The organism is Kitasatospora sp. NPDC127116 (assembly GCF_042677365.1).
GTDB lineage: Bacteria > Actinomycetota > Actinomycetes > Streptomycetales > Streptomycetaceae > Kitasatospora > Kitasatospora lactacystinica.
In genome coordinates this window covers 1-22,789 of record NZ_JBHXTL010000030.1, presented here as the reverse complement: position 1 = coordinate 22,789, position 22,789 = coordinate 1, and the positions used below count along the sequence as shown (strand labels likewise).

16 protein-coding genes, 1 tRNA gene and 2 pseudogenes are annotated in these 22,789 nt (G+C 75.6%); 6 read left to right on the top strand and 13 right to left on the bottom strand.

The features are described 5' to 3' along the window. Positions 1–56: 56 nt before the first annotated feature. Positions 57–1,301: a hypothetical protein gene (locus ACFVHV_RS14840; protein WP_380351443.1), complete on the bottom strand. Its 1,245-nt coding sequence runs from the start codon at positions 1,299–1,301 to the stop codon at positions 57–59. 276 nt (positions 1,302–1,577) lie between these two features. Between ACFVHV_RS14840 and ACFVHV_RS14835 the strand changes: the two genes are divergently transcribed. Next, entirely contained in the window at positions 1,578–2,234 is a 657-nt protein-coding gene (locus ACFVHV_RS14835; RefSeq protein ID WP_380351442.1) for a histidine phosphatase family protein, read from the top strand. Between the two features lie 112 nt (positions 2,235–2,346). On the opposite strand, the gene ACFVHV_RS14830 is transcribed toward ACFVHV_RS14835, so the two are convergent. Further along, positions 2,347–3,969: a tetratricopeptide repeat protein gene (locus ACFVHV_RS14830; RefSeq protein WP_380351440.1), complete on the bottom strand. Its 1,623-nt coding sequence runs from the start codon at positions 3,967–3,969 to the stop codon at positions 2,347–2,349. A 262-nt stretch (positions 3,970–4,231) separates the two neighbouring features. On the opposite strand from ACFVHV_RS14830, the gene ACFVHV_RS14825 reads away from it, so the two are divergent. The 3 genes from ACFVHV_RS14825 (at position 4,232) to ACFVHV_RS14815 (ending at position 6,346) form a co-directional block, all read left to right on the top strand. Continuing rightward, positions 4,232–4,747 (top strand): hypothetical protein, encoded by a 516-nt coding sequence (locus tag ACFVHV_RS14825; protein WP_359908985.1) that lies wholly within the window; start codon positions 4,232–4,234, stop codon positions 4,745–4,747. Positions 4,748–4,851: 104 nt separating this feature from the next. Continuing rightward, the gene (locus ACFVHV_RS14820) at positions 4,852–5,757 is read left to right on the top strand and encodes a fused MFS/spermidine synthase (protein ID WP_359908982.1); all 906 of its coding nucleotides are present in this window, start codon (positions 4,852–4,854) and stop codon (positions 5,755–5,757) included. A 130-nt stretch (positions 5,758–5,887) separates the two neighbouring features. Next, positions 5,888–6,346: a GNAT family N-acetyltransferase gene (locus ACFVHV_RS14815; RefSeq protein WP_380351438.1), complete on the top strand. Its 459-nt coding sequence runs from the start codon at positions 5,888–5,890 to the stop codon at positions 6,344–6,346. A gap of 262 nt (positions 6,347–6,608) precedes the next feature. Here ACFVHV_RS14815 and ACFVHV_RS14810 read toward each other — a convergent pair whose 3' ends face one another. The 5 genes and pseudogenes from ACFVHV_RS14810 to ACFVHV_RS14790 all read right to left on the bottom strand — a co-directional run. Further along, the gene (locus ACFVHV_RS14810; RefSeq protein WP_380351436.1) at positions 6,609–7,526 is read right to left on the bottom strand and encodes a hypothetical protein; all 918 of its coding nucleotides are present in this window, start codon (positions 7,524–7,526) and stop codon (positions 6,609–6,611) included. A 110-nt stretch (positions 7,527–7,636) separates the two neighbouring features. After that, positions 7,637–8,083, bottom strand: a complete 447-nt coding sequence (locus tag ACFVHV_RS14805) for a DUF4442 domain-containing protein (protein ID WP_359908975.1) — start codon at positions 8,081–8,083, stop codon at positions 7,637–7,639. Positions 8,084–8,266: 183 nt separating this feature from the next. After that, positions 8,267–8,342, bottom strand: a tRNA-His gene (locus ACFVHV_RS14800). A 176-nt stretch (positions 8,343–8,518) separates the two neighbouring features. Further along, entirely contained in the window at positions 8,519–9,121 is a 603-nt protein-coding gene (gene orn / locus ACFVHV_RS14795; RefSeq protein ID WP_380351435.1) for an oligoribonuclease, read from the bottom strand. 638 nt (positions 9,122–9,759) lie between these two features. After that, positions 9,760–11,001 (bottom strand): annotated as a pseudogene (locus ACFVHV_RS14790) (helix-turn-helix domain-containing protein); the annotation flags it as partial. A gap of 1,016 nt (positions 11,002–12,017) precedes the next feature. Here ACFVHV_RS14790 and ACFVHV_RS14785 point away from each other — a divergent pair. After that, positions 12,018–12,824 (top strand): GNAT family N-acetyltransferase, encoded by an 807-nt coding sequence (locus tag ACFVHV_RS14785; RefSeq protein WP_380351433.1) that lies wholly within the window; start codon positions 12,018–12,020, stop codon positions 12,822–12,824. 119 nt (positions 12,825–12,943) lie between these two features. On the opposite strand, the gene ACFVHV_RS14780 is transcribed toward ACFVHV_RS14785, so the two are convergent. Both ACFVHV_RS14780 and ACFVHV_RS14775 read right to left on the bottom strand, forming a co-directional pair. Beyond that, positions 12,944–14,113: an HAD-IA family hydrolase gene (locus ACFVHV_RS14780; RefSeq protein ID WP_380351431.1), complete on the bottom strand. Its 1,170-nt coding sequence runs from the start codon at positions 14,111–14,113 to the stop codon at positions 12,944–12,946. Between the two features lie 434 nt (positions 14,114–14,547). Further along, positions 14,548–15,381, bottom strand: a complete 834-nt coding sequence (locus ACFVHV_RS14775) for a hypothetical protein (protein ID WP_380351483.1) — start codon at positions 15,379–15,381, stop codon at positions 14,548–14,550. Between ACFVHV_RS14775 and ACFVHV_RS14770 the strand changes: the two genes are divergently transcribed. Continuing rightward, a complete protein-coding gene (locus tag ACFVHV_RS14770) occupies positions 15,313–15,789 on the top strand; it encodes a universal stress protein (RefSeq protein WP_380351429.1) in 477 nt (158 codons plus the stop codon). The two genes, ACFVHV_RS14775 and ACFVHV_RS14770, sit on opposite strands and share 69 nt — an antisense overlap. A gap of 158 nt (positions 15,790–15,947) precedes the next feature. Here the strand turns inward: ACFVHV_RS14770 and ACFVHV_RS14765 are convergent, their stop codons facing one another. From ACFVHV_RS14765 to ACFVHV_RS14750, 4 genes and pseudogenes are all read right to left on the bottom strand, one after another. Next, positions 15,948–17,138: an acyl-CoA dehydrogenase family protein gene (locus ACFVHV_RS14765; RefSeq protein WP_359908967.1), complete on the bottom strand. Its 1,191-nt coding sequence runs from the start codon at positions 17,136–17,138 to the stop codon at positions 15,948–15,950. Positions 17,139–17,314: 176 nt separating this feature from the next. Continuing rightward, a complete protein-coding gene (locus ACFVHV_RS14760; RefSeq protein WP_380351427.1) occupies positions 17,315–18,301 on the bottom strand; it encodes a hydroxymethylglutaryl-CoA lyase in 987 nt (328 codons plus the stop codon). Beyond that, the gene (locus tag ACFVHV_RS14755) at positions 18,298–20,577 is read right to left on the bottom strand and encodes a biotin carboxylase N-terminal domain-containing protein (protein WP_380351426.1); all 2,280 of its coding nucleotides are present in this window, start codon (positions 20,575–20,577) and stop codon (positions 18,298–18,300) included. Before ACFVHV_RS14755 ends, ACFVHV_RS14760 begins: the two co-directional genes overlap by 4 nt. Positions 20,578–20,659: 82 nt before the next feature. Then, a pseudogene (locus ACFVHV_RS14750) lies at positions 20,660–22,585 on the bottom strand (MMPL family transporter); the annotation flags it as partial. Positions 22,586–22,789: the final 204 nt, after the last annotated feature.

Genomic DNA, 22,789 nt, shown 5'->3' with positions numbered 1-22,789 from the left:
TCGCCCGGCGGTGCTCCCGCGGCCCTCGGCCGGGGCCGCTCCCGCGTCGCGCCCGCTCATGCGACGGCCCCCGGGGCGCCGGCTCCGGCGGCCGTGGCTGCCGCGGCCGCCGCTTCCAGGGCCTCGGCGCGCAGTGCGGCCGCGTAGGCCAGGCGTTCGGCGGCGTCGTCCGCGCCGTCCAGGTCGTCGCCCTTGGTGCCGGCGGCGGCCAGCGCCCCGGACACCGTCCGGATGCTGCCCAGTTCGCCGCGCACGCCCCGGCCGAGCTGCTCGACCCGGTCGTCGCAGCGGGCCCGGGCACGGCAGTGGAAGCCGAGTTCGCAGGTGGAGAGGCAGTCCGGGCTGTACGCGGCGGGCACCGCCTCGACCGAGGCGGTCAGCTGCTCGGTGGTCCGGGCCGGCGCGCCGTCCTCGTCGGCGGCCAGGTCGAAGCCGGCGTCCGGCGGCAGCGCCTCCAGCAGCCGGCCGATGCCGGTCATCCGGCTCAGCTGGCGCCGGGTGGTGGCCAGTTCACGGCGGACGTCCACGGCCACCGCGGTCGGCCGGTTGCCGAAGTCCTTCGGGCAGACCAGCAGCACGCTGGTGCGCGGGCTGCCCGCGAGCCGCTGCTCGGTGTACGGGTCCTCGGCGAGCGGCTGCCCGGCCGCCGCGGCGGCGGCCTGCTGGAGCGCCAGCACGTACACCGCGGCCTGTCGGGCGGCGGCGCCGACCTTGGCCGGGTCCGCGCTGCCGTCCAGCACCGGGAAGGACTTGATCTCGACCACGGTGCACCGCCCGCCGTGCACCACCAGGGCGTCCGGCTCCAGGTAGGCGGTGCTGCCGGCCACCGCCAGGCGCAGCATCGGGTGGTCGAGCAGCGTCCAGGCCTCCGGGTCGGCGGCGGCCGCGGCCAGTGCCTCGGCCGTCCGGTCGGCGCGTACGGCCGGGCCGGAGCGGTGCAGCAGGTCCGGCACCCGGAGCGGGGCCCGGTCGTCCGCCGGGAGGCCCAGGTGGTGGCGCAGCGGCTCCAGCAGCGGGGCGTAGCCGTCCGCCTTCAGCCGGGACTCGAAGATCACGCCGCGGGCGATGGCGAAGGGGGACTGGCCGAAGGGGGCGGGGCGGCCGAGCCGGGCCGCCAGCGCGGACTTGTCCACCCCGGCCGCGTCCAGCACGGCGCGGCGGTGGCAGCCCGGATTGGCGGCGAGCGCGGCGAGGGAGCGGGCGTTCAGACTGCGTTGCGGGGCCGGTCCGCGCAGCTCCGCGAGCCGCTGGGCGAGCGGCTCAGCGGGCCCGCCGGGCGGGACGTTCGTCGAGACGTTCATGGTGCGGCCCAGTGTCGCATCCGGGTCCGACAACGCGGTGCGGACCGGCCGTTGGACGACCGGGCGGCACAGCGGTCGACACGCCGGCCGGTGCACCGGCCGGCACCCGGGGCGGCCGTGGTCGGGCCCCCGGCGGACCGCGCCCGCCGGCGTGCGGCCGCGGCCGCCGCCACGGCCCCCGCGATCGTGGCCGCCGTCCGGGTGGGGGATCATGGAGCCCGGTGCTCAATGGTGAGACCGACCGTTGCCACCGCCCTGCTGTCGCTAGGAGCCCCCATGCCCGCCCGCATCGTGCTGGTCCGCCACGGCGAGACCGAGTGGTCCGCCACCGGCCGCCACACCGGCCGCACCGACATCCCGCTGACCGAGGAGGGCCGCGCGATGGCCCGGGCCCTCGGCGCCCGTCTCGCCAAGGCCCCCTGGAACGGGCTGCCGGACGCGCTCGTCCGCACCAGCCCGCTCGGCCGGGCGAAGGAGACCTGCGAGCTGGCCGGTTTCGGCGACCGCGCCGTGGAGCGCCCGGAGCTGATGGAGTGGGACTACGGCGCGTACGAGGGCCGCACCGGCGCGGACATCCGGGCCACCGACCACCCCGGCTGGCTGATCTGGCGCGACGGGGTGCCCGGCGGCGAGAAGCTCTCCGACGTGGCCGCCCGGGTGGACGCCTTCCTGGCCGGCCTCAACGAGGAGCACGGCGTCCCGGAGCCGGACACCACCGTGATGCACTGCGCCGACCGGGACGTGGTCCTGTTCGCGCACGGCCACCTGCTGCGCATCCTGGCCGCCCGCTGGCTGGGTCTGCCGCCCGAGTTCGCCCAGCGGTTCAAGCTCGGTACGGCCGCGCTCTGCGTGCTGTCCTGGGAGTACGGCGCGCCGGCGGTGGAGATCTGGAACGACCTGTCCCACCTGGACGGTCCGACCGCCGGGCACTGACCCCGGGCGGGCGCCGACCGCGCCGGTCCCCGGTCCGTCGACCGCGCCGGTCCCCGGTCCGTCGGGCGGCCCGGGGCTTCTCCCGGGGGCCTGCCCGGGCCCTGTGCGGGTCCTACGCGGCCGCCGCCCGGTCGTAATCGGTCAGGAACCGGCGCACCTCGGGCACCGCGACGTGCCGGCGCAGCCGTCCCGCGGTGTCCGCGAGCATGCTCCGGATCCGGGCCGAACCGACGGCGTCGAACAGCGCGACGGCGGCCGAGCCGTGGTGCGCCGCGCCCGCCAGGTCCCCGCGGCCGAGCCGGTCGTGGGCCAGCTCGGCGGTGTACAGCACCCGGTTGCGGAGGAAGTGCGGCTCCTGGAGCGTTATCGCCAGCACGGCCTGCTCGCTGGCGCGGTCCCAGTCGCCGAGCGCCGACCAGCACTGCGACTGGAGCCCGGCGATCTCGGCCTCGCCGAAGAAGGACATCCACTCCGGGTCCCGCGCACCGGGGCCCCGGTCGAACAGGGCGTACGCCCGGCCGAGGGCGCGCTCGCAGGAGGCGCGGTCCTGGAGCAGGGCCCACGCACCGGCCTCGCGCATGGTCAGCAGGGCGAGCAGCCGCTCGGAGTCCAGCTCCCGGGCGGCGACCTGCCCGGCCTGGGCGGCGCGCAGCGCCTCGCGCGGGCGGCCGGCGTCCCGGGCGAGGAAGGCGCTGTTGCAGAAGACGTGCGCCTCCAGCCCGGAGTCCCCGGCCATCCGGGCGGTGGCGAGCGCCTCGGAGTAGAACGAGCGGGCGTCCGCGAGACGGTTCGAGTCATGGGCCAACCAGCCGACGGAGATGGCGAGTTCACCCGCCCCGGCCTGGAGCCGGCGCTCCGTCTCGGCGCTGTACTCGCACTCGTTGAGCAACACGTAGGCGTTGCGCAGCGACCGCCCGGCGAGCTCGTACAGGGCGTCGGCGCCGTGCGCGTCGTCGGCCAGCCGGATCTCCCGGACGGCCTGCTCGACGCCGAACACCTCGGCGGCGCCGACCCGGCGCGACGGCGCCACCGGCCCGGGGCGGCCGGGCACCAGCGGTTCGCCGCCGAGCAGCGACGGTGCGGTGAACTCCGCACCGGGGAAGGCACCTCGGGCGGTGAGCGCACCGGAGGCGCCGTCGGCACCGGCCTGCCGGCCGGCGGCCGATGCGGGTCGGTCGATGCCGATCACGGCGGCCAGCGCGGTGGTGCCGCCGGCCAGGAACGTACGGCGACGCACGTCGTCGTTCTCCTCGTCGAGATAGGGCGATCCATCGGGCCCCCGGGGCGCCGTCCCGGGACTCGGCCACGGGGGCCCGTCCGGAGCGGCTGGATCCGCGTACGGCGAGGCAGCGTACGGGAGTTGAGTGGAGAGTGGTGAGCGCGGGGCGGGCGGGGGCGGGAACGTCGGGTGGAGCGGAGGTGGTTCGCTCCACCCGCCGGATCCGGCCACCGGGCGGCGGCGGACGGAGGTCCGGGGGGCGAAGCCGAGGTCGGTGAGCGTGCGGTCCGGCCACATGTGCCGGAACACCCGCTCGTAGGCGTAGTTGGGGCAGCGGATCTCACCGGATTCGACCCGTCCGACGTAGCGGGCGTCGCAGGACACGTGCTCGCCGATCTCGCGGGCGGCCCTGCGGACGGCCGTGGCGAACTCGCCGGGTGAACGGTCGCCGCGCAGCGCGCGCATCACGGGGTTGGGGGACGGTCGGTTCGGCTCGGCCGGTGGGGTGGCTGCCATGGCGCCGAGAGTACTCGGAGTCACCGAGCGGCCACATTCGGTTGGCCGGACATTCAATGTCAATGCAGGGTAAAAGGGGCGATGTTGCTGGGTATCCGCCATGAAATGCCATGCCTTGCTGTAATGCGCCCCGTGGCCTGCGGCGCTGGCCCCGCGTTGTCCTGGTACGCGGAAAAAGCCCATGCCGTCGCCCCGGCCCGTCCCAGCCCGGCGGCCCCGCCCAACGGCTGTGCTTCCGGACCGACGAGGTACAGGAGAGCCCATGATGGCCACCGGACTGCCGCAGTACCGACCCGTCCGCGGGGGAGTGCTCGCCGGCGCCGCTCCCGCCCTGCTCCCCGAACCCGCCGACGACCGGCGCCCCGGCCGGGGACCGGTCGAGGGCGGCCGCACCCCCTGCGGCGGCCGCCGCCGCGAGCGCACGACCCCCGACGAGGGGACCTCCGTCACCGCCTGCGACACCGTGACCGTCGCCCTGCGGCACGGCCTGGAAGCCGTCGACATCCTGAGACTGCGCCGCGCCTGCGGAGCCGTCCTGCAGAGCCGCAACGGCAGCACCGTCTCCTTCCTCGTCCCGGCCGGCACCTGGGAGACCTGGCACCTGCCCGGCAGCTCCTGTACCGCGGGCGCGCTCGTGCCCGCCACCACCGACCCGCGCTGGGTGATCCCGCCCTCCGGCGCCGGCCGCACCGCACGCCCCACCGACGCCTGGGTGCTCCGCTCCGCCCTCTGCGAGGCCGCCTGCACGCTCACCGCAGGCGGCCTCGGCCCGTTCTAGCGGGCGTGCCGCGCGGATCCCGCCGGGCCCCCAACCTCCGGCCGGGTCCCCGGGGCACGCCCCTGACCTGTGGGTGTTCCACCCCGACGGCGATAATGGCCGGTATGGGACGAAGCAGCAGAGCCGCGCGCGGCCCGGAACCGGCGGCCACCACCGGACCGGACGGACGCACCCACGCCCAGGGCCCGCTCAGCCGCCCCGTCGGCTCCGGCCTCGCCGAACTGCGCCCCGACCGCGACCGCCCCGCCGCCTGGTCGCTGCTGATCGACGGCGCCCCGCAGTCCCTCGTCGACCTCGCCGACCCCACCCACCTCGGCTTCGAGTACCAGCGCCGGCTCGGCCACCTGATCGACCTGGTCGCCCCGCCCGGCCGCCCGCTCACCGTCCTGCACCTCGGCGGCGGCGCCCTCACCCTGGCCCGCTACACCGCCGCGACCCGGCCGCGCTCCCGCCAGCAGGTCGCCGAGATCGACACCGCGCTCACCGAACTCGTCCGCGCCGAACTCCCCCTGGACCGCGGCTGGCAGATCAAGGTGCGCGGCGCGGACGCCCGCAGCGTGCTGGAGCGCACTCCCGAGGACAGCGTCGACCTGGTGATCACCGACGTCTTCTCCGGGGCCCGCACCCCCGCCCACTGCACCACCGTCGAGTTCACCACCCTCGCCGCCCGGGCCCTCGCCCCCGGCGGCTGGTACGCCGCCAACATCGCCGACGGCGGCGCCCTGCCCTTCGCCCGCTCCCAGGTCGCCACCCTCGGCGCGGTCTTCCCCGAGCTGTGCCTGATCGCCGACCCCGCCGTGCTGCGCGGCAAGCGCTTCGGCAACCTCGTCCTGGCCGCCGCCCACACCCCCCTCCCGGTCGCCGACCTCACCCGCCGCGCCGCCTCGGACTCCGCCCACGCCCGGGTCGAACACGGGCGCGCCCTCACCGACTTCGCGGCCGGAGCCGTTCCGGCGACGGACGCCACGGCGGCCCCGTCCCCGGAACCGCCGCCGGGGGTGTTCCGCTGACGGCCGCGGTCCGGCGCGTCCAGCGGTGAACCCCGGCAGCGCCGTGCCGCCCGCCGCAAATCCGTTGGCGGACGACCGGATCGCGGCCGACAATGGCGCTGCCGTCCGGCCACCGACCCGAGGGGGCGCCATGGAGATCAGACCGGCCCGGCCGGACGAGGCCGCGCTGCTCACCGGCATCGCCCTGCGGTCCAAGGCGTACTGGGGCTACGGCGAGGCGTTCATGGCCGCCTGCCGGGCGGAGCTGACCGTGGACGCCGGCGTGATCGAGCGGTCGGCCACGGTGGTGGCCGAGCACGGCGGGCGGGTGCTGGGGTTCGTCTCGCTCTCCGGCGCCCCGCCGACCGGGTCGCTGGACCAGCTGTTCGTCGAGCCGGAGTCGATCGGCCGAGGCATCGGCCGCGCGCTGTTCGAGCAGGCCCGGGGCCTGGCCGTGGAGCTCGGCCTGCGCCGGCTCACCATCGACTCCGACCCGAACGCCGAGCCGTTCTACCTCGCGATGGGTGCCACCCGGGTCGGCAGCGTCCCGTCCGGCTCGATCCCGGGGCGCGAACTCCCGCTGCTGGTCCTGGACCTGGCCGTGCAGTAGGCGGGCTGCCGCTGCCGCTGCCGCTGCCGTTACCGCCGCCGCTGTCCCGGCGCGCGCCCGGCGGCGGGAGACGCCTCGGCGGCCCCGGGACGCGCGCAGCCCGACGCCGCGGCTCGACCGACCCGGGACTGTTCGCTGCCGGAGTGGCACCGAGTCCCGGGCCTTCGGTCTTCGGCCGGGCGGTGCCCCCGCCCGCGCCTCGCGATGCGCGTACCCCGGCGTCGGCCCGCTCGTTCTCCGGGTGGACGGCGGGAGTTCGAGTTCAGTGCCCGCGTGGCAGCCCGCGGTGCTTCCACATGGCCGCCCCGGTGAGCAGCAGCCCGGCGGCGATGGGGGCGAGGACGGCGGTCGCGGTGGCGGAGCCGTCATGGGAGGTGGCCGCCGTGGCGGTGTCGGCGATGGCCACCGCCGCGGGCGTCCGGCCGGGGCCGGCTCCGGCGGGGGCCGTGGAGTCCGCCGGCCGGTCGGGCTCGGCGGCGGGTCCTGCCCGGTCGACGGTCGTGGCCGTCGCCTCCTGGACCAGCGGTCCCTCCGCGGCCCGGCGCTGCCGGGGAACGGCGGGAAGGGAGTCGCCGGGTCGGCGGCGGGCGGCGGAGGACAGGCCGGCGGGTCCGCCCTCGCGGGAGGCGCGGGGGTCGTCGGGCCGGGCCCGGGCGGGGAGGGTGTCGAGGAGGCCGGAGGCGAGCGCGAAGGCGTCGGGGACGGCCGCCCGTTGGCCGGGCAGGGGAAGGCCGCCGGCCCGGATGCGTTCCTGGAGGGTGCCGCCGACCGTGCCGACCGCCCCGGTGGTCCCGTCGGCCGGGCCGTTGCCGGCCGGTTCCCCGGCGGCCCCGGGGGAGCGGTCCGGCGGGCCGCCCGCCGACGGTCTGCCCGCCGAGGGCCCGGACCCGACGGGACGCTCGGCTGACTGTCCGTCGAGGGCGGGTCCGTCGAGCACCGGCCGGTCGAGTGCCGGGGCGCCGTGCAGCGCGCGCCGGACGGCGGGCCGGGCCGGGTCCGGCGGTGGGTCGGCGGCGGCCGCGTACGCCCCGGGGGCGCCGACCCCCCAGAGTTGGGTGAGCAGGGCTCCCGCGGCGGCGACGACCCGGGGGCGGGGCAGCCACCGGGCGATCCCGCGGCGGGCACCGGCGTCGCCGCGAGGGGCGGGTTCCTGGGGCTTGGTCGCGTGATTGGCTCGCACGTGAATCGAGAACGAGCGGCCGGGTGGTGAGGTCACGCCCGCCGTCACGGACGGTCATCGCGCGGGTGGCCCCGGGGTCGGCGCTCCCGGGGCCAACGGCCGCGTGGTGGTCAGGAGTTGGGGCGCAGCGTCCAGGTGACCGTCATCACGCCGGTGACGGCGCCGTCGGCGCGGGTGATCTCGACGGTGACCGGGAACTCGGGGCGGCCGCCGGCGTCCAGCTCGGCGACGATCTCGGCGGCCGGGCGGCCGAGCACGGCGGTGGCGGTGACGTCGCCCATGGCGAGCTTCTTGTACGCGATCTCGGCGTTCACGGCGAGCGGCACGGCCCGGGACAGCTGGTCGCCGAAGGCGGCGAGCACGATGCAGCCACTGGCGGACTCGGCCAGCGTGAACATCGCGCCGGCGTGCGGGCCGCCGACGTGGTTGTGGTACGCGGGCTGGTCCGGCAGGCGGAGAACGGCCCGCTCCGGAGTGGTCTCCAGGTAGTCCAGGTTGAGGGTGTGCGCCATCGGCACGGTGTCGTCGAGCAGCTTGCCGATCGTGGGTGTGGTCATGGCGACGATGTTACTAGCCGGTAGCTTCCGGCGGCAGGGGGTAGGCCGGAAAGTCGACCCGGCGGGCACGTGTGAGGGAGCGCACATCCGGGTGGGGGGCGTGCAACTGAGGCCGTGCACAGCTGAGGGAACGCGAAAACGCCTGAGGGGCCGATCTCTTGAAGAGATCGGCCCCTCAGGCTCTGGGGTGAGTGACGGGACTCGAACCCGCGGCCACCTGGACCACAACCAGGTGCTCTACCAACTGAGCTACACCCACCATCTGTCCGGTCCGTTCCCGCTCTCGCGTTCCCGTTCCGACAGGAAGAACTCTACAGGATCCGAGAGGGTGCTCGCGCCAGGGTTTCGATCCGGCTGACGCGGGCACCTCCTCCGACCCTCCGGCGGGGTTCCGCCGGGCCGTTCCGGGAGCGGACCGGCCCGGCGGAACCGGGTTCAGTTCGCCGGGGACCGGTACTTCCCGGCGATCGCCCGCGCCGTGTCGGCGTCCGGGCCGGGCTGCGGGACGAACACCGCCTCGCGGTAGTACCGCAGTTCGTCGATGCTCTCCCGGATGTCGGCGAGCGCCCGGTGGTTGCCGCCCTTCTGCGGGCTGTTGTAGTACGCCTTCGGGTACCAGCGGCGGGCCAGCTCCTTGATCGAGGAGACGTCCACGATCCGGTAGTGCAGGTGCTTCTCCAGGGCCGGCATGTCCCGGGCCAGGAAGCCGCGGTCGGTGGCCACCGAGTTGCCGCAGAGCGGGGTCTTCCCCGCCTCCGGCACGTGCTCGCGCACGTAGGCGAGCACCCGCTCCTCGGCCTCGGCCAGGGTCACGCCCTGCTCCAGCTCCTCCAGCAGCCCGGAGGCGGTGTGCATCTCGCGCACCACCTCGGGCATGTTCGCCAGCGCCTCCGCCGGCGGCCGGATGATGACGTCCACGCCCTCGCCGAGGATGTTCAGCTCGGAGTCCGTCACCAGCACCGCGACCTCGACCAGGGCGTCCCGGTCGAGGTCGAGGCCGGTCATTTCACAGTCGATCCATACCAAACGGTCATTCACACAACTCACCCTACGGCGCGATCACGCGCCGCGGGGACCGGTGGAGCCGAGCGGGGTGCCTCGGCCTGGTGCTCCTCCGGCCCGTCGTGCGTACCGGGGCCGTCCGGGTGCTCGCCCTCCCGGCCGGCCCGGACCGCATGGCCGTCCCGTCCGGCCCGGACCTCGCGCGCCGCCCGGGCGCCCTCGGCCGAGGGCCGGCCGGCCGCCTGGCCGCGGACCTGCGGAGCCCGGGCCTGGCGACCGCGGAGCTCACCCGGCCCCGAGCCCGGCTGCCCGGCCGGGGCCGGCATCCGTCCCGCGGCCGCGCCGTGACCGCGCCCGGCCGCACCCGGCTCGTCCGCGGGCCGCTCGGCCGCGCTCCGGTGCCCCTGGCCCTGACCGCGGACCCCCGGCTGCGGGAGACCGTCCTCCGCCGCCGCGTGCTCCGCGGTGCGCGGCGGACGTCCGGTCCCCGCCCCCGGTCCGGCCTGCGCCGGAACCACCGGCGGCCGCAGCGGACCGCGCCCTGCCGCACCCTGCTGCCCGGGGTGCGACTGCTGTGCGGCCTGCTGGTGCGGGTACGGCTGACCGGCCCGGACGTGGAAGGGCTGGCCGGTCGGCGTCCCGACCTGGCCCGGACCGAACCCGCCGGGCTGGCCGTGCGCTCCCGGCTGCCCGTGACCGATCTGCTGCCCCTGCTGGCCGTGCGGCACCGGTTGCCCGTGCTGCCCGACCGCGAGCGGCGCCCCCGGACCGGCCGGGAACGGCTGCGCCGACGGCACACCGTGCGCCCCGCCGAACAGCGGCCCGCCCGCCGGCGCGACCGCGCCCGCCGGGTGCGGCAGCGCTCCGGGCAGCCGCAGGTCGCCGAGCGCACCGGCCGGCGCGCTCGGCTGCTGACCGGGACGGCGGGCCCGGTAGCTGGTCCGGTACGCGGCCGGGGAGACCCCGAGCTGGCGCCGGAAGTGCCCGCGCAGCGCCACCGGCGAACGGAACCCGCACCGGCGCGCGACGTCGTCCACCGACAGCTCCGAGGTCTCCAGCAGCCGCTGTGCCTGGAGCACCCGCTGGGTGATCAGCCACTGCAGCGGCGCGCTGCCGGTGAGCGTGCGGAACCGCCGGTCGAAGGTGCGCCGGCTCATGTACGCGCGAGCCGCCAGCACCTCGACGTCGAACTGCTGGTTGAGGTTCTCCAGCGCCCACGTGACCACCTCGGCCAGCGGGTCGTTGCCGATCTCCTCCGGTAAAGACTGATCGATGTACTGGGCCTGTCCTCCGCCGCCGCGGCGGCTCGGCACCACCAGGCGGCGGGCCAGCGCGTTGGCCGCCTCGGCGCCGTGGTCGCTGCGCACCACGTGCAGGCACAGGTCGATGCCGGCGGCGGTGCCGGCGGAGGTCAGCACGTCGCCGTCGTCGACGAACAGCTCGCGCGGGTCGACGTGGACCCGCGGGTAGCGCTTGGCCAGCGTCGGCGCGTACATCCAGTGGGTGGTCGCCGGGCGGCCGTCGAGCAGACCGGCGGCGGCCAGCACGAAGGCGCCGGTGCAGAGCCCGATGATCCGGGCGCCCTCGTGGTGGGCCTTGCGCAGGGCGGTGATCGCCTCGACCGGCGGCGGCTGGGAGATCGAGCGCCAGGCCGGAACGACGATCGTGCCGGCCCGGGCGAGCGCCTCCAGGCCGTACGGGGCGGAGAGGGTCAGGCCGCCGGTGGTGGCCAGCGGACCCTCCTCGCCGGCGCAGACCAGCAGGCGGTAGCGGGGCACCCCGGCGTCCTGGCGGTCCACGCCGAAGACGGAGAGCGGGATGGAGCTCTCGAAGATCGGGGCGCCACCGAAGATCAGCACGGCGACGGTCTCCCGGCGGCGCCGGCCGGACAGCTTGCGCGGGGCGGAGGACGTCATCGGGGTCGGGGAGCCGTTCGCGCCGGGCCCGCCGTGGCCCAGCGGGCCGTGGCCGTGGCCGGAGCCGAGGGCGAGGCCGCCGAGCGGACCGCCGCCCGGGCCGGCGGCGGGGGCGCCGTTCAGGCCCGGGGCGCCGCCGCCGTAGCCGGGGTGGCCGGAATGACCGGGGTGGCCGGCGTGGCCGGGATGGCCTCCGTACTGGCCGGGATGGGCGAGGTGCCCGGGGTGGCCGGAATGGCCCGGGTGCTCGCCGCCGTAGGGCTGGCCGGGACTGACGGGTCCTCGGCTGACGGGCTGTCCGCCGAACGACGACTGTCCGCCGAAGGCGGGCGGGCCGCCGTAGGGGGACTGGCTCCCGTAGGGCGTCGCCACGCCGTGGTCCGCGGCGGTCGGCGTCGCACCGGGACCGCCGCCGGCGCCCGCCCCGGGGGAGGGCACCGTGGAGTACGAGGAGTGCGAAGCGGCGCCCTGGGGGCCGGAGGTGCGGGTGGTGGCGATCGCGGTGGTGCCAGTGCCTCTCGCGGACCGACCCGCGCCGCCGGCCGCCGCCTGGCCGCTGTCAGGACCCGCGTCGCTCCTGCTCACCCTGCTCAAGGCGCTCAAGCCCCCTCGGTGGTGTGGTGTGGGTGGTGCGGCACTGCTGGCCAAGATCGAAATCTATCGGGTGGACCATTGCCGTTGTGACAAGTTCACCATCCGACGCTATGTCGACATGGCAATTTGGCGTGATGCATTCGATCACGAAGCGTGGCACCCGTCGACCTTTCTGGGAAGAGGGCCGGGGCAACGGTGGCTGGTTGTCGCGGGACGGTTCCTGGGGCGTCCGGCTCCGGTGCGCCCGGCCGGCTGGTCTGGGCTGCGGATTTGCCCAAGCGGGAGGGATCGGCGCGAAATTGACCGAAAATCGGCGGTGCACGAGGGGGCGCACGGGGAGAAGTCGTGCGCCTCCCAGGCTTCATCCGGCCAAGCCCAGAACGGGGGAACCGGGAACCGGACCGCCGGGTTACGGTCCTGCCGTGAACACCAGCAGCCGGCTCGAACGGGCCAACGACAACGCCGCCGCCTTCTGGCTCGCCCAAGCCCGGGTCCACGGCTGGCAGTCCCGCACCCGCCCGGGGCTGACCGCGGTCCGGTGCGCCCGGACCCCGGACGACGCGCACCGCATCGTGGTGACCCGCCCCTACGACGAACCAGCGGCCTTGGCGCAGGAGTTGGCGGACCTGATGGCCGACTGGTCGACCATACGCTGCACCGTGGAGGACCCGTACGACGGGCTCGACCTCACGGGCCTCGGGGCCACCCGGATGCCGCTCATGCCGGTGATGGTCCGGGACCCAGGACCGGTCGAAGGCGCGACCGCCGTCCTGCCCGCGGTCTCGGAGGCGCGCGGAGGCGGGGTCCTGACGGTGGATGAGGCGCGGGACGGCGACGGCTTCGCCATGGTCGAGCGGGCCATCGTGGAAGGCTTCCCGCTGCCCGCCCGACAGCCCTGGGTCCGGGGCGGAGCGCTCCCGGAGCAACTGCTGGACGTACCCGGCTGGCGGGGCTGGCTCGGCCGCGTCGACGGCGCGGTGGCGGGCACCTGCCTCACCTATGACGACGGCCGGGCCACCGGCGTGTACTGGGTCGCCACCCTGCCCGACCGGCGCGGCCGGGGCGTGGCCGGCGCCGTCCTCCGGACCGCGCTGGCCCACGCACACCCGGACCGCCCGGCCACCCTGGTCGCCACCTCGCTCGGCGAACCGCTCTACCGCAAGCTCGGCTTCGTCGAGCAGGCCCGCACCTGCTGGTGGACCCGCACGTCGGCGGCGCCGGTGGGGTAGCCGGAGCGGGGCGGGGCGGTGGCTTCCGGGTGCGGGTGCCGGGCGGTGGGCGGCGGGCAGGGGCGCGGTGGCGCTGGGGTGCGGTGGGGACGGCGGGATGTGAAGGGGGCGGCCGGGCGCTACTGGGCGGCCGCCACGGCGGCTGCGGACGCGGTGGTCGCCGAGCGCGATGCGGAAGACGCGGACGATGCCGTGCCGGGCGCAGCGGTGAGGGCGACCGGGGCGGGTGCGGCGCCGTCGGGCCTCGGGCGGACGGTCGCGGCTGCGGTCGTGGCTCTGGCCGGCGCTGCGGCCGTCGCTGCGATCGGTGCGGGGCGGAGGCCGTCCGAGGCCGGGCCCGGTCTGCCGGCCGCACGGGTCCCGGAGTCCGCTCCGGGGTCCGTGCGGGCCTCGGCGATCACGGCAAACCCGCCTGATCGGTTTCGGACACCGGGCCCGCCCGCGGGGGCCCGCTCGCCGGCCGGCCCGGCCGTTGCGGAAACGGATGCGCTCGGGCCGTCCAGGGCGGCCATCGCGGGATGTGCGCCGGACCGTGCGCCGACCAGCGCCGTCGCGTAGCCCGGCATCCCCGCTGCCGTCTTCCGGAGCGGCCCGTCGGAGCGGAGGCCCGGTCGGGGCGAGGGCGCGTTCCGTGCGGCGAGGACCTGGCCGACCGCCTCCGGCAGACCGGCCGCCTTCAGCGTCGGCCGGTAGCCGCTCTCCGCCCACGGCCGCCCGTGGTGCAGCCAGACGCTGCGCAGCCCGGTCAGTTCGGCACCGGCGATGTCGGCGGGTGCGTGGTCCCCGATCATCCAGGTGTGTTCGGCCCAGTCCCCGGTGGGTGCGACGCCGCACCGTTGGGCGGCCATCTCGAAGATCAGCGGGTCCGGTTTGACGCAGTCGGCCTCCTCGGAGATGACCCAGCCGTCGACCAGCGGGCCCAGTCCGGTCCGCCGGATCTTCTCCAACTGCGGCCGGGTGCCGCCGTTGCTGACGATCCCGAGCGTCCACCCGGCCGCCCGGGCGGCTCGCAGCGCCTCGATGTTTCTGGGCGGGCAGTGGATGTGGGAGTTGATGCCGCGTCGGTAGTGGGCAATCAGGAAGTCGGCCGAGACGTCCAGCCCGTAGCGGCGCCGGACCGCCGACAGTACGGTGCTGCGCGGAACGTATCCGCCGCCGTCGAGGGTGACGAACCACTCGAGGTCGCCCGGCGGGAGATCGTGTTCGGACAGGAAGTCCTGCGCCCAGGCCCGATAGGCGGCGTCCCGGGGCAACAGGGTGTTGTCGAGGTCGAACAGGAGCAGGGGCATGCCAAGCATGGTGCCAGCGGCCGAGCCTATGCACCTGGCAAATGCCAGACGGCGTCGCGAAGCCGTACGGAGTGGCCGAAACGGCCTCCGTACGCCTGCGGCGGGCGGTGACGCGCGGGCCGTCCGGGGCTGTTGGGGCAGGTCGGACGTCACGGTTCGCGACGCGCCGCAACGGATCGTCGCCGATCCATGACAGTCCGGTCACGGTGTCCCGTGGGGCTGTTGCGCCGCCCGGTCCGCTCAGTCAAGCTCCAGGGAACCTCCTTTCCGGAGGGGGCGCGATCGCCTGTGGGCGGGGCGCACTGCCTCGGCGGGCGCATCCCCCTTTCGCGGGAACAACGTCGCTCAGGGGCTTCCTCGCTGGGCGGGGCCCCAGGCCCGTCGTACTCTGAAAGGAACAGGTCACATACGGTGCTGCGCGGCGCAGACCGACGTCATCCCGTGGGCGGGCCTGCTGCCCGGGCAGCGTTGTTCTCCTCTCCTGTCGGCCCCTCTCCATCGAAGAGCCGTGAGCCATGGCTGGTTTTGAGCCTCCCCGACCGGTCGAACCGGACACGCCCCGCAGCGTGGGCCCGGCGGGCGGGTCTGCCTGCGACCGTCCCGACGGACCGGCCGAAGTCCGCGCCGACCGGCGCGGTGACGACGGCCGTGATCGCCGCAGTGGCCGCCTCGGTGAGGGCCGCGAAGGCGGTCCCGACGACGACCGTGACGACGGCCGCGACGGTGGCCACGACGCTGGCCACGGCGACGGTCGCCGGGACGGCGGCGCGGGCGGGTCTGTCGGCCCGCGAGCCGATGAACGAGTCGATGGACGAGCTGACGCGCGCGCCGAGGCCCCGGGTCGCGTCCCGGGCGTACGGACGGGACGCGAGCGAGCCGACGCCGCCGAGGAACCCGATGCGGCCGGAGCGGCCCGCGCGGTCCAGCCGACCGGCGTGGCCCGGCCGACCGGCGTGGCGCAGCCGACCGACGCCCGGCCGGCCGAGCCAGGGGAGTCCGGCCCGGGGCGTGACGGCCCGCCGGGCTTCGCGCGCGCTCTTCGCGGCCTCGCCCGTCGGGGCAGCCTCGCCCGCCGTGAGCGCCAGGGGCCCCGCCAGCGGCGTGGCGAACCCCCGGCCGACCCTGCCGGGTCTCCGGTGACGGGCCGCCTGGGCCCGGGCGCCGAGCGTCCGGAGGCGGCTGCCGGCGCGGCCGGCCCGATGGGTGGCCACGCCGAGCCGTCCGGGCAGGAAGCCCCGGCGCCGTCCCTCGACCCGGTGTTCCAGCACGGTGTGGTGGTCGGCTTCGACGGCTCGCTGTCGAGCGAGCGCGCTCTCGCCTACGCCGTCGGCATGGCGCGCCGTTCGCAGTGCGGTCTGGTGATCGTGCACGTCGCCAACCGTCTGCCCGCCACTGTCTGGGCAGGCTGCGAGCCACCCGTCTTCGTCGACCTCCCCGACCACCGGACCGAGGTCCTCGGACTGGAGCTCGCCTGCGCGGACTTCCTCACCGGGGTGCCGTGGATCCTGGTCGAGCGCGGCGGGGACATCTGCCACGAGATCGAGGAGGTCGGTCGTGAGTACGCCGCCGACGCGATCGTCGTCGGCACGACGCACGGCCTGCTCGGCAAGATCTTCGGCTCGGTCTCCGGACGGCTGGCGCGGCGGGCCAACCGTCCGGTGATCGTGATCCCCTGAGGCCTCTCGTTCCCGAGGCTTCTCACGAAGCCTCCCCGAGGTCTCCTCCTGCTGCCTCCTCCATCGTCGGGCTCCCCAACTCTGTGCGCGGGGAAGCGCGTTGAGTGGTACGTGACCCGGTGGGCGCGGCTCAGGAGGTGACCATCAGGGTGTGGTCGTCACGAACCGACGCCGAGTTCCCGGGCGATGAGCATGCGCTGGACCTCGGACGTGCCCTCCCCGATTTCCAGGATCTTGCAGTCGCGCCAGAAGCGGGCGACCGGGAATTCGTTCATGAAGCCGTACCCGCCGTGGATCTGGGTCGCCTCGCGGGCGTTGTCGACGGCGGCCTCGGACGAGTACAGCTTCGCGATCGCGGCCTCCTTCTTGAACGGTTCACCGTGCAGCAGCCGGGAAGCGGCGTCCCGCCAGGCCAGGCGGGAGGTGTGGGCGCGCAGCTCCATGTCGGCAAGCTTGAACTGGATGGCCTGGTTGGCGCCGATCGGCCGGCCGAAGGCCCGGCGCTCGCCGGCGTACTTCACGGACTCGTCGACGCAGCCCTGGGCCAGGCCGGTGGCCAGGGCCGCGATCGCGATGCGGCCCTCGTCGAGGATCCGCAGGAACTGGGCGTAGCCTCGGCCACGCTCGCCCAGCAGGTTGGCCGCGGGAACGCGGCAGTCGGTAAAGGACAGTTCGCGGGTGTCGGATGCGTTCCACCCGACCTTCGAATACTTCTTCGAGACCTGGAATCCGGGGGTCCCGGTGGGCACGATGATGGAGGAGATCTCCCGCACAGGCGAGCGCAATTCGCCCTCTTCACTCGAACGAGCGATCGGTTCGGTGAGTGCGGTGACGGTGACCAGACCGGTGATGTCGGTACCGGAGTTGGTGATGAAGCACTTGGTCCCGTTGATGACCCACTCGTCGGTGGCCTCGTCGTAGCGCGCCGTGGTGCGGGTGGCCCCCGCGTCCGACCCGCCCTCCGGCTCGGTGAGGCCGAAGGCGCCGAGCAGTTCGCCGGAGGTCAGCCGGGGCAGCCACTCGCGCTTCTGCTCCTCGGTGCCGAACCGGTGGATCGGCATCGCGCCGAGCGAGACGGCGGCCTCCAGGGTGATCGCCACCGAGGAGTCGACGCGGGCGAGTTCCTCCAGGGCGAGGCCCAGGGCGAAGTAGTCCCCGCCCATGCCGCCGTACTCCTCCGGGAAGGGCAGGCCGAAGAGCCCCATCCGCCCCATCTCCCGGACGATCTCGTAGGGGAACTCCTCCCGCTCGTAGAACCCGCCGATCTTCGGCGCCACCACGTCCTGGGCGAACTCGGCGACGGTGCGCCGCAGTTCCTCGTACTCGCTGCTGAGCCTGTGGTCGAGCATGGTGATCCTCCTGGCGCCCGGCCGGGTCGGCCGCGGACGTGAGCGGGGTGACCGGCGCCCGTCGGACGGTGTGACGGACGCGCGGTGTGATGTGAGGGACGGGTGTCGGGCGGTGCGGGTGGTGCGCGGCGCCGGCCGGGTTGCGGGCGGTCGGCGCCGGGACGGGTGCGGGCGGGTCAGCTCCCGGTGGAGCCGAGCAGCGCCTGGACGGCGCGGGAGGGACTCGGGCGGCCGAGGCGCTCGGCCATCCAGCCGCTGGTCGCGACGAGCGCGCGCAGGTCGACGCCGGTCCGGATGCCGAGCCCGTGCAGCATCCAGACCAGGTCCTCGGTGGCCAGGTTGCCGGTGGCGCTCTTCGCGTACGGGCAGCCGCCCAGGCCGCCCGCCGAGGCGTCCACCGTGGTGACGCCCTCGCGCAGTGCCGCCAGGGTGTTGCTGAGCGCCTGGCCGTAGGTGTCGTGGAAGTGCACCGCGAGCCGGTCGACCGGGACGCCGGCCCGCTCGAAACCCGCCAGCAGGGCGGTGACCTGGCCCGGAGTGGCCACCCCGATGGTGTCGCCGAGGCTCAGCTCCGCGCAGCCCTGCTCCAGCAGCTGCACGCCGTACCGGACCACCTGGTCGACCGGGACGGGGCCCTCCCACGGGTCGCCGAAGCACATCGAGAGGTAGCCGCGGACCGCGACCCCGGCCTTGGTGGCCCGGGCCACGACCGGGCGGAACATCGCCATGGCCTCGTCCGCCGAGCGGTTGAGGTTGCGGCGGGCGAAGGTTTCGGTGGCGCTGGCGAACACCGCGATGTCGGAGGCGCGGTGGGCGAGCGCGCGGTCCAGGCCGCGCTCGTTGGGCACCAGCACCGGCAGCCGCAGGCCGGGGTGGCGCTCCGGCAGGCCGGCGAGCCGGGGGAACAGCTCCTCCGCGTCGGCCAGCTGCGGTACCCATTTCGGGTGAACGAAGCTGGTGGCCTCGACGGTGCGCAGCCCGGCGGCCGCGAGCCGGGCGATGAACTCGGCCTTCACCTCGACCGGCACCGAGGACTTCTCGTTCTGCAGGCCGTCGCGCGGTCCGACCTCGTGGATCCGGACCGCCTCGGGCAGGCCGGGGGCGCGGACCGGGTCGGGCAGGCCCAGGTCGAGGGCGTCGGGCTCGCGGGCGGGGGCGGTCACGACCGGACCTCCGCGGGCTCGGCGGGGGCGGCGACCGGGTCGGCCGCCGCGTCCTCGCCCGCCGCGTCCTCGACCGGGGTGACCACGACCAGCAGGTCCTCCATCGCGACGGTGGCGCCGGCGGCGGCCCGCAGTTCGCTCACCACGCCGTCGTGCGGCGCGGCGATCACGTGTTCCATCTTCATGGCCTCCAGCACGAGCAGGGGCTGCCCCTTGCGGACCGTCTCGCCCGCCGTGGTCTTGACGACGGTCACGGTGCCGGGCATCGGGGCGGTGAGGGCTCCGTGGTGCGCCCCGGCCCCGGCGGCGCTCTCGACGACCGGGTCGTAGGCGTGCAGCGGCCAGGCGTCGCCCTCGATGCCGAGCCAGGTCACCGGTCCGGCGGCGAGGCCGGGGGTGGCGTCGGTGGCCAGCGAGAACGTGGTGCGGAGGCCGTCGACGGTCAGGTGCAGCCGGTCGCCGGCCAGGGTCGCGCGGGCGCGGTGCGCGGCGCCCTCGTCGAGCCGGAGCTCCACCTCGCGGGTGGTCCCGGCGGAATTGTCAGTGGCATCGGCTACGTTGCCCGCAGTGATCGAACGGATGCGCACCGCCACCGGGTCCTGGCCGGGGGTACGGAGTCGGTGGGTGGTCCAGGCGGGGGTGCCGCCCAGGCGCCAGCCGGAGGGAAGGGAGAACGGGTCGGTCCAGCCGTCGGGGTCGGCGGCCGGGGTGAGTTCCAGGTGCCGTGCCAGTGCGGCCGCGTAGTAGAGGAGGTGAGCGGGTGACGGCGCTTCGACCGCCGAGGTCGGGTCCGCCGCGGCCGCGTCCGGGGTGATCGCGTTCGCGGGGGAGTGCGGCGAGGTGAGCAGGGCCGGCTGCTCCTGGGCCGTCCGCTCCACCAGGCCGGTGTCCAATCGGCCGGCGGCGACCTCGGGGTGTGCGAGCAGTCGGCGCAGGAAGCCGGTGTTGGTGGTGATGCCCAGGATGCGGGTGTCGGCCAGCGCCGCGCGGAGCCGGCGCAGCGCGGTCGGGCGGTCGGGCCCGTACGCGATGACCTTGGCGAGCATGGGGTCGTAGGCGCTGGTGACGACGGTTCCGGCGGCCACTCCGGAGTCGACGCGGATGCCCTCGCCCCGGGGCTCGTCCAGGGTGAGGATGCGGCCGCCGGTGGGCAGGAAGTCCCGTTCCGGGTCCTCGGCACAGATGCGGGCCTCGATGGCGTGGCCCAGGAAGGAGACGTCGGACTGGGTGAAGGAGAGCGGTTCGCCGGCGGCGACGCGCACCTGCCACTCGACCAGGTCGAGCCGGGCCGAGTCCGCGCCGACCGCGACGGCGAGTTCGGTGACGGGGTGTTCCACCTGGAGACGGGTGTTCATCTCCATGAAGAAGAAGTCCCGAACCCCCTCGGCGTCGGAGGCGGCGGCGGGGGCGTCCGGGTCGATGCCGGGGACGATGAACTCCACGGTGCCGGCGCCGGTGTAGCCGCAGGACTCCGCGGCGCGGACGGCCGCGGCGCCCATCGCGGCGCGGGTCTCGGCATTGAGGAGAACGGAGGGAGCCTCTTCGATCACTTTCTGGTGGCGGCGCTGCAGGCTGCACTCGCGCTCGCCGAGGTGGACGGTGGTGCCGTGGGCGTCGGCCAGCACCTGCACTTCGATGTGGCGCGGCCGGTCGACCCAGCGCTCCAGCAGCAGGGTGTCGTCGCCGAAGGCGGTGCGGGCGACGCGGCGGGCGGCGGCGATCTCGGTGGGCAGGTCGGCGCGGTCCCGCACGAGCCGCATGCCCTTGCCGCCACCGCCGGCGGACGGCTTGAGCAGTACCGGGTAGCCGATCTCGTCGGCGGCGGCGACGAGTTGATCGTCGGTGGGCGCGGTGGCCTGGCTGCCGGGGACCACCGGGACACCTGCGGCCCGGACGGCCTCCTTGGCGTTGATCTTGTCGCCCATCAGCTCGACCGCACCGGGAGGAGGCCCGATGAAGGCGAGGCCCGCGTCGGCGCAGGCGCGGGCGAAGCCGGGGTTCTCGGCGAGGAAGCCGTAGCCGGGGTGGACGGCCTGGGCGCCGGTGCGGCGGGCGGCGTCGAGGATCCGGTCGGTCCGCAGGTAGGTCTCGGCCGCCGAGCTGTCGCTGCGGTCGGCCGGGCCGAGCCGGACCGCGACATCGGCCTCGCGGACGTGCGGCGCGTCGGCGTCCGCGTCGCTGAACACGGCGACCGAGCGGATGCCGAGCCGCCGCAGGGTGCGGATCACCCGGAGGGCGATCTCGCCGCGGTTGGCGACCAGAACTGTGTCGAACATGGGAGGCGTTCCTCCGGGTCGAGGGGAGCCGTACGAAGGAGGTGGCGGTGGGCGGTCGGGGGGGGGGGCCCCGGGGGCCCCCCCACGCCTCGTGCACCCGCGACAGCAGGAAGATCTCGTAGTCCATGCTCAGCCCGAAGACGATCGCGAACATCATCATCGGCACGTAGCTCTCGATCGGCACCTTCCCCTCCACCCCCAGCGCCGGCCCGCCCCAGCCCCACTGGAAGACCGCCACCACCACCCCGTACGAGGCGGCGATCGACAGCAGGTTGAGCACCGCGGCCTTGACCGCGACCAGCGGGCCGCGGAAGACCAGCAGGATGATCAGGAAGGCCAGCCCGACCACCACCACGATGATCAGCAGCAGCCGGCTCGACACGATGTCCAGGAAGTCGACCTGCGCCGCCGTGTTGCCGGTCACGTACGTCTTCGCGCCCGTGCCGGCCACCGCGTCCGGCAGCACGGTGTCCGCCAGCCGGTTCACCAGGTCGGTGGTGGCCCGGTCCTGCGGGGCGCTCGCCGGGATCACGGTGCCGAACAGCACCGCGCCGTCCGGGCTGGTCTGCAGCGGGGTGCTGCTCGCCGCGCCGGGCAGGCCGGTGAGCGCCTGCTGCACCGAGGCCGACAGCCCCGCCCGCGCCTCGGCGGGCACGGCGCTCTGGTCGACCACCACCGTCAGCGGCCCGTTCGAGCCCGGCCCGAAGGCCTGGGACATCAGGTCGTAGGCCCGCCGGTCGGTGAAGTCGGTGGAGTCCGCGCCGTCACCGATGTGGCCCAGCTGGATGGAGAACAGCGGGATCGACAGCACCACGAGCACCGCCACCCCGGCCACCAGGTACCGCCACGGCCGCGCCTGCACCCGCCGGGCGTACCGGTGCCAGGCCCCGCCCTCCACGTCCCCGCCGGCCTCCGCGACCGGACGGCGCACCGCGAACCGGTCCATCCGGCGCCCGATCAGCCCCATCAGCGCCGGCAGCAGGGTCAGCGCCCCGAGCACCGCCGACACCACCGTGATGCCCGCCGCCGCCCCCAGCTTGGCGATGAAGGAGATCCCCGACACCGACAGCCCGGACAACGCGACGATCACGGTGCAGCCGGAGACCAGCACCGCCCGCCCGCTGGTGGCCACCGCCTGCCCGGCGGAGGCCACCGGATCCACCCCGTCCATCAGGTTCTGCCGGTGACGGGTCAGCAGGAACAGCGCGTAGTCGATCCCCACCCCGATGCCGATCATCGTCGCCAGCGTCGGCGCCACCGTCGCGAACGTGGACAGCGCCGCGACCAGCCCCAGCATCCCCAGGCCCACCACCGCCGCGAACAGCGCCGTCAGCAGCGGCAGCCCGGCCGCGATCGCACTGCCGAACCCCACCAGCAGCACCACGACCGCCACCGCGAAGCCGATCACCTCGCTGGAACGGTCGTCCGGCGCCGGCCGGGCCAGCTCGCCCAGCGGCCCCCCGTACTCCACCTGCACCCCGGCCGCCCGCAGCGGCTCCACCGCCGCGTCCACCCCCGGCAGGTAGTCCTTGCCCAGCAGGGTCGGGTTGGTGTCGAACCGTACGGTGAAGTACCCGGTCAGCCCGTCGGCGGACAGCGGCCCGCCCGGCGGCGGGCTCTGCCCCGGCGGCGGCAGCGGACTCTGCACCGACAGCACGTGCGGCAACTGCTGGAGCGAGGCCGCCGCCTGGGCGATCTGCGGCTGGAACCCCGTCAGCGGCGCCGCGTCGTGCAGCACCACCTGGGAACTGGTGCCCGCCGCGGCCGGCTCGTGCGCCTGCAGGACGTCCCGGCCCTGCTGCGACTGGGTGCCGGGCAGCGAGAAGTCGTCCGAGTAGGCGCCGCCCACCGACTTGTTGGCGGCCTGGATGCCGGCCAGGGCGATCAGCCACAGCACGATCACGATCAGCGAGTGGCGCGCGCACCACTCGCCCAGGCGGCGCAGCGCCGAGCGCCGGGCCGGCGCCGCGGCGGCCGGCGAGGGGGCGGGACGGGCGGACGGCGGCATGGAAGGCTCCCGGGTCTCCTGCACGGCGGTGCGCCGATCGGCGCAGTCTTCCCGGCCGCCCCGCGCCGCCCACCGGTACCGGCGGGTAGTCGCCCCTACGGCCCCGGCCCCCCCCCCGCGCGGGGGCGTGGCCGCCGGCCCGGGGGCGGCGGGGGCCGGGGCGGGGCGGGGCGGGGCGGGCTGGGGCGGGCGGGGGCGCCCCGG

Coding starts and splice junctions, on each gene's coding strand:
- ACFVHV_RS14770 (WP_380351429.1), top strand. CDS start 15,313: ATGGGTGGCCACGCCGAGCCGTCCGGGCAGGAAGCCCCGGCGCCGTCC.
- ACFVHV_RS14840 (WP_380351443.1), bottom strand. CDS start 1,301: ATGAACGTCTCGACGAACGTCCCGCCCGGCGGGCCCGCTGAGCCGCTC.
- ACFVHV_RS14820 (WP_359908982.1), top strand. CDS start 4,852: ATGGGACGAAGCAGCAGAGCCGCGCGCGGCCCGGAACCGGCGGCCACC.
- ACFVHV_RS14835 (WP_380351442.1), top strand. CDS start 1,578: ATGCCCGCCCGCATCGTGCTGGTCCGCCACGGCGAGACCGAGTGGTCC.
- ACFVHV_RS14825 (WP_359908985.1), top strand. CDS start 4,232: ATGATGGCCACCGGACTGCCGCAGTACCGACCCGTCCGCGGGGGAGTG.
- ACFVHV_RS14815 (WP_380351438.1), top strand. CDS start 5,888: ATGGAGATCAGACCGGCCCGGCCGGACGAGGCCGCGCTGCTCACCGGC.
- ACFVHV_RS14765 (WP_359908967.1), bottom strand. CDS start 17,138: ATGCTCGACCACAGGCTCAGCAGCGAGTACGAGGAACTGCGGCGCACC.
- ACFVHV_RS14780 (WP_380351431.1), bottom strand. CDS start 14,113: ATGCCCCTGCTCCTGTTCGACCTCGACAACACCCTGTTGCCCCGGGAC.
- ACFVHV_RS14755 (WP_380351426.1), bottom strand. CDS start 20,577: ATGTTCGACACAGTTCTGGTCGCCAACCGCGGCGAGATCGCCCTCCGG.
- ACFVHV_RS14830 (WP_380351440.1), bottom strand. CDS start 3,969: ATGGCAGCCACCCCACCGGCCGAGCCGAACCGACCGTCCCCCAACCCC.
- ACFVHV_RS14805 (WP_359908975.1), bottom strand. CDS start 8,083: ATGACCACACCCACGATCGGCAAGCTGCTCGACGACACCGTGCCGATG.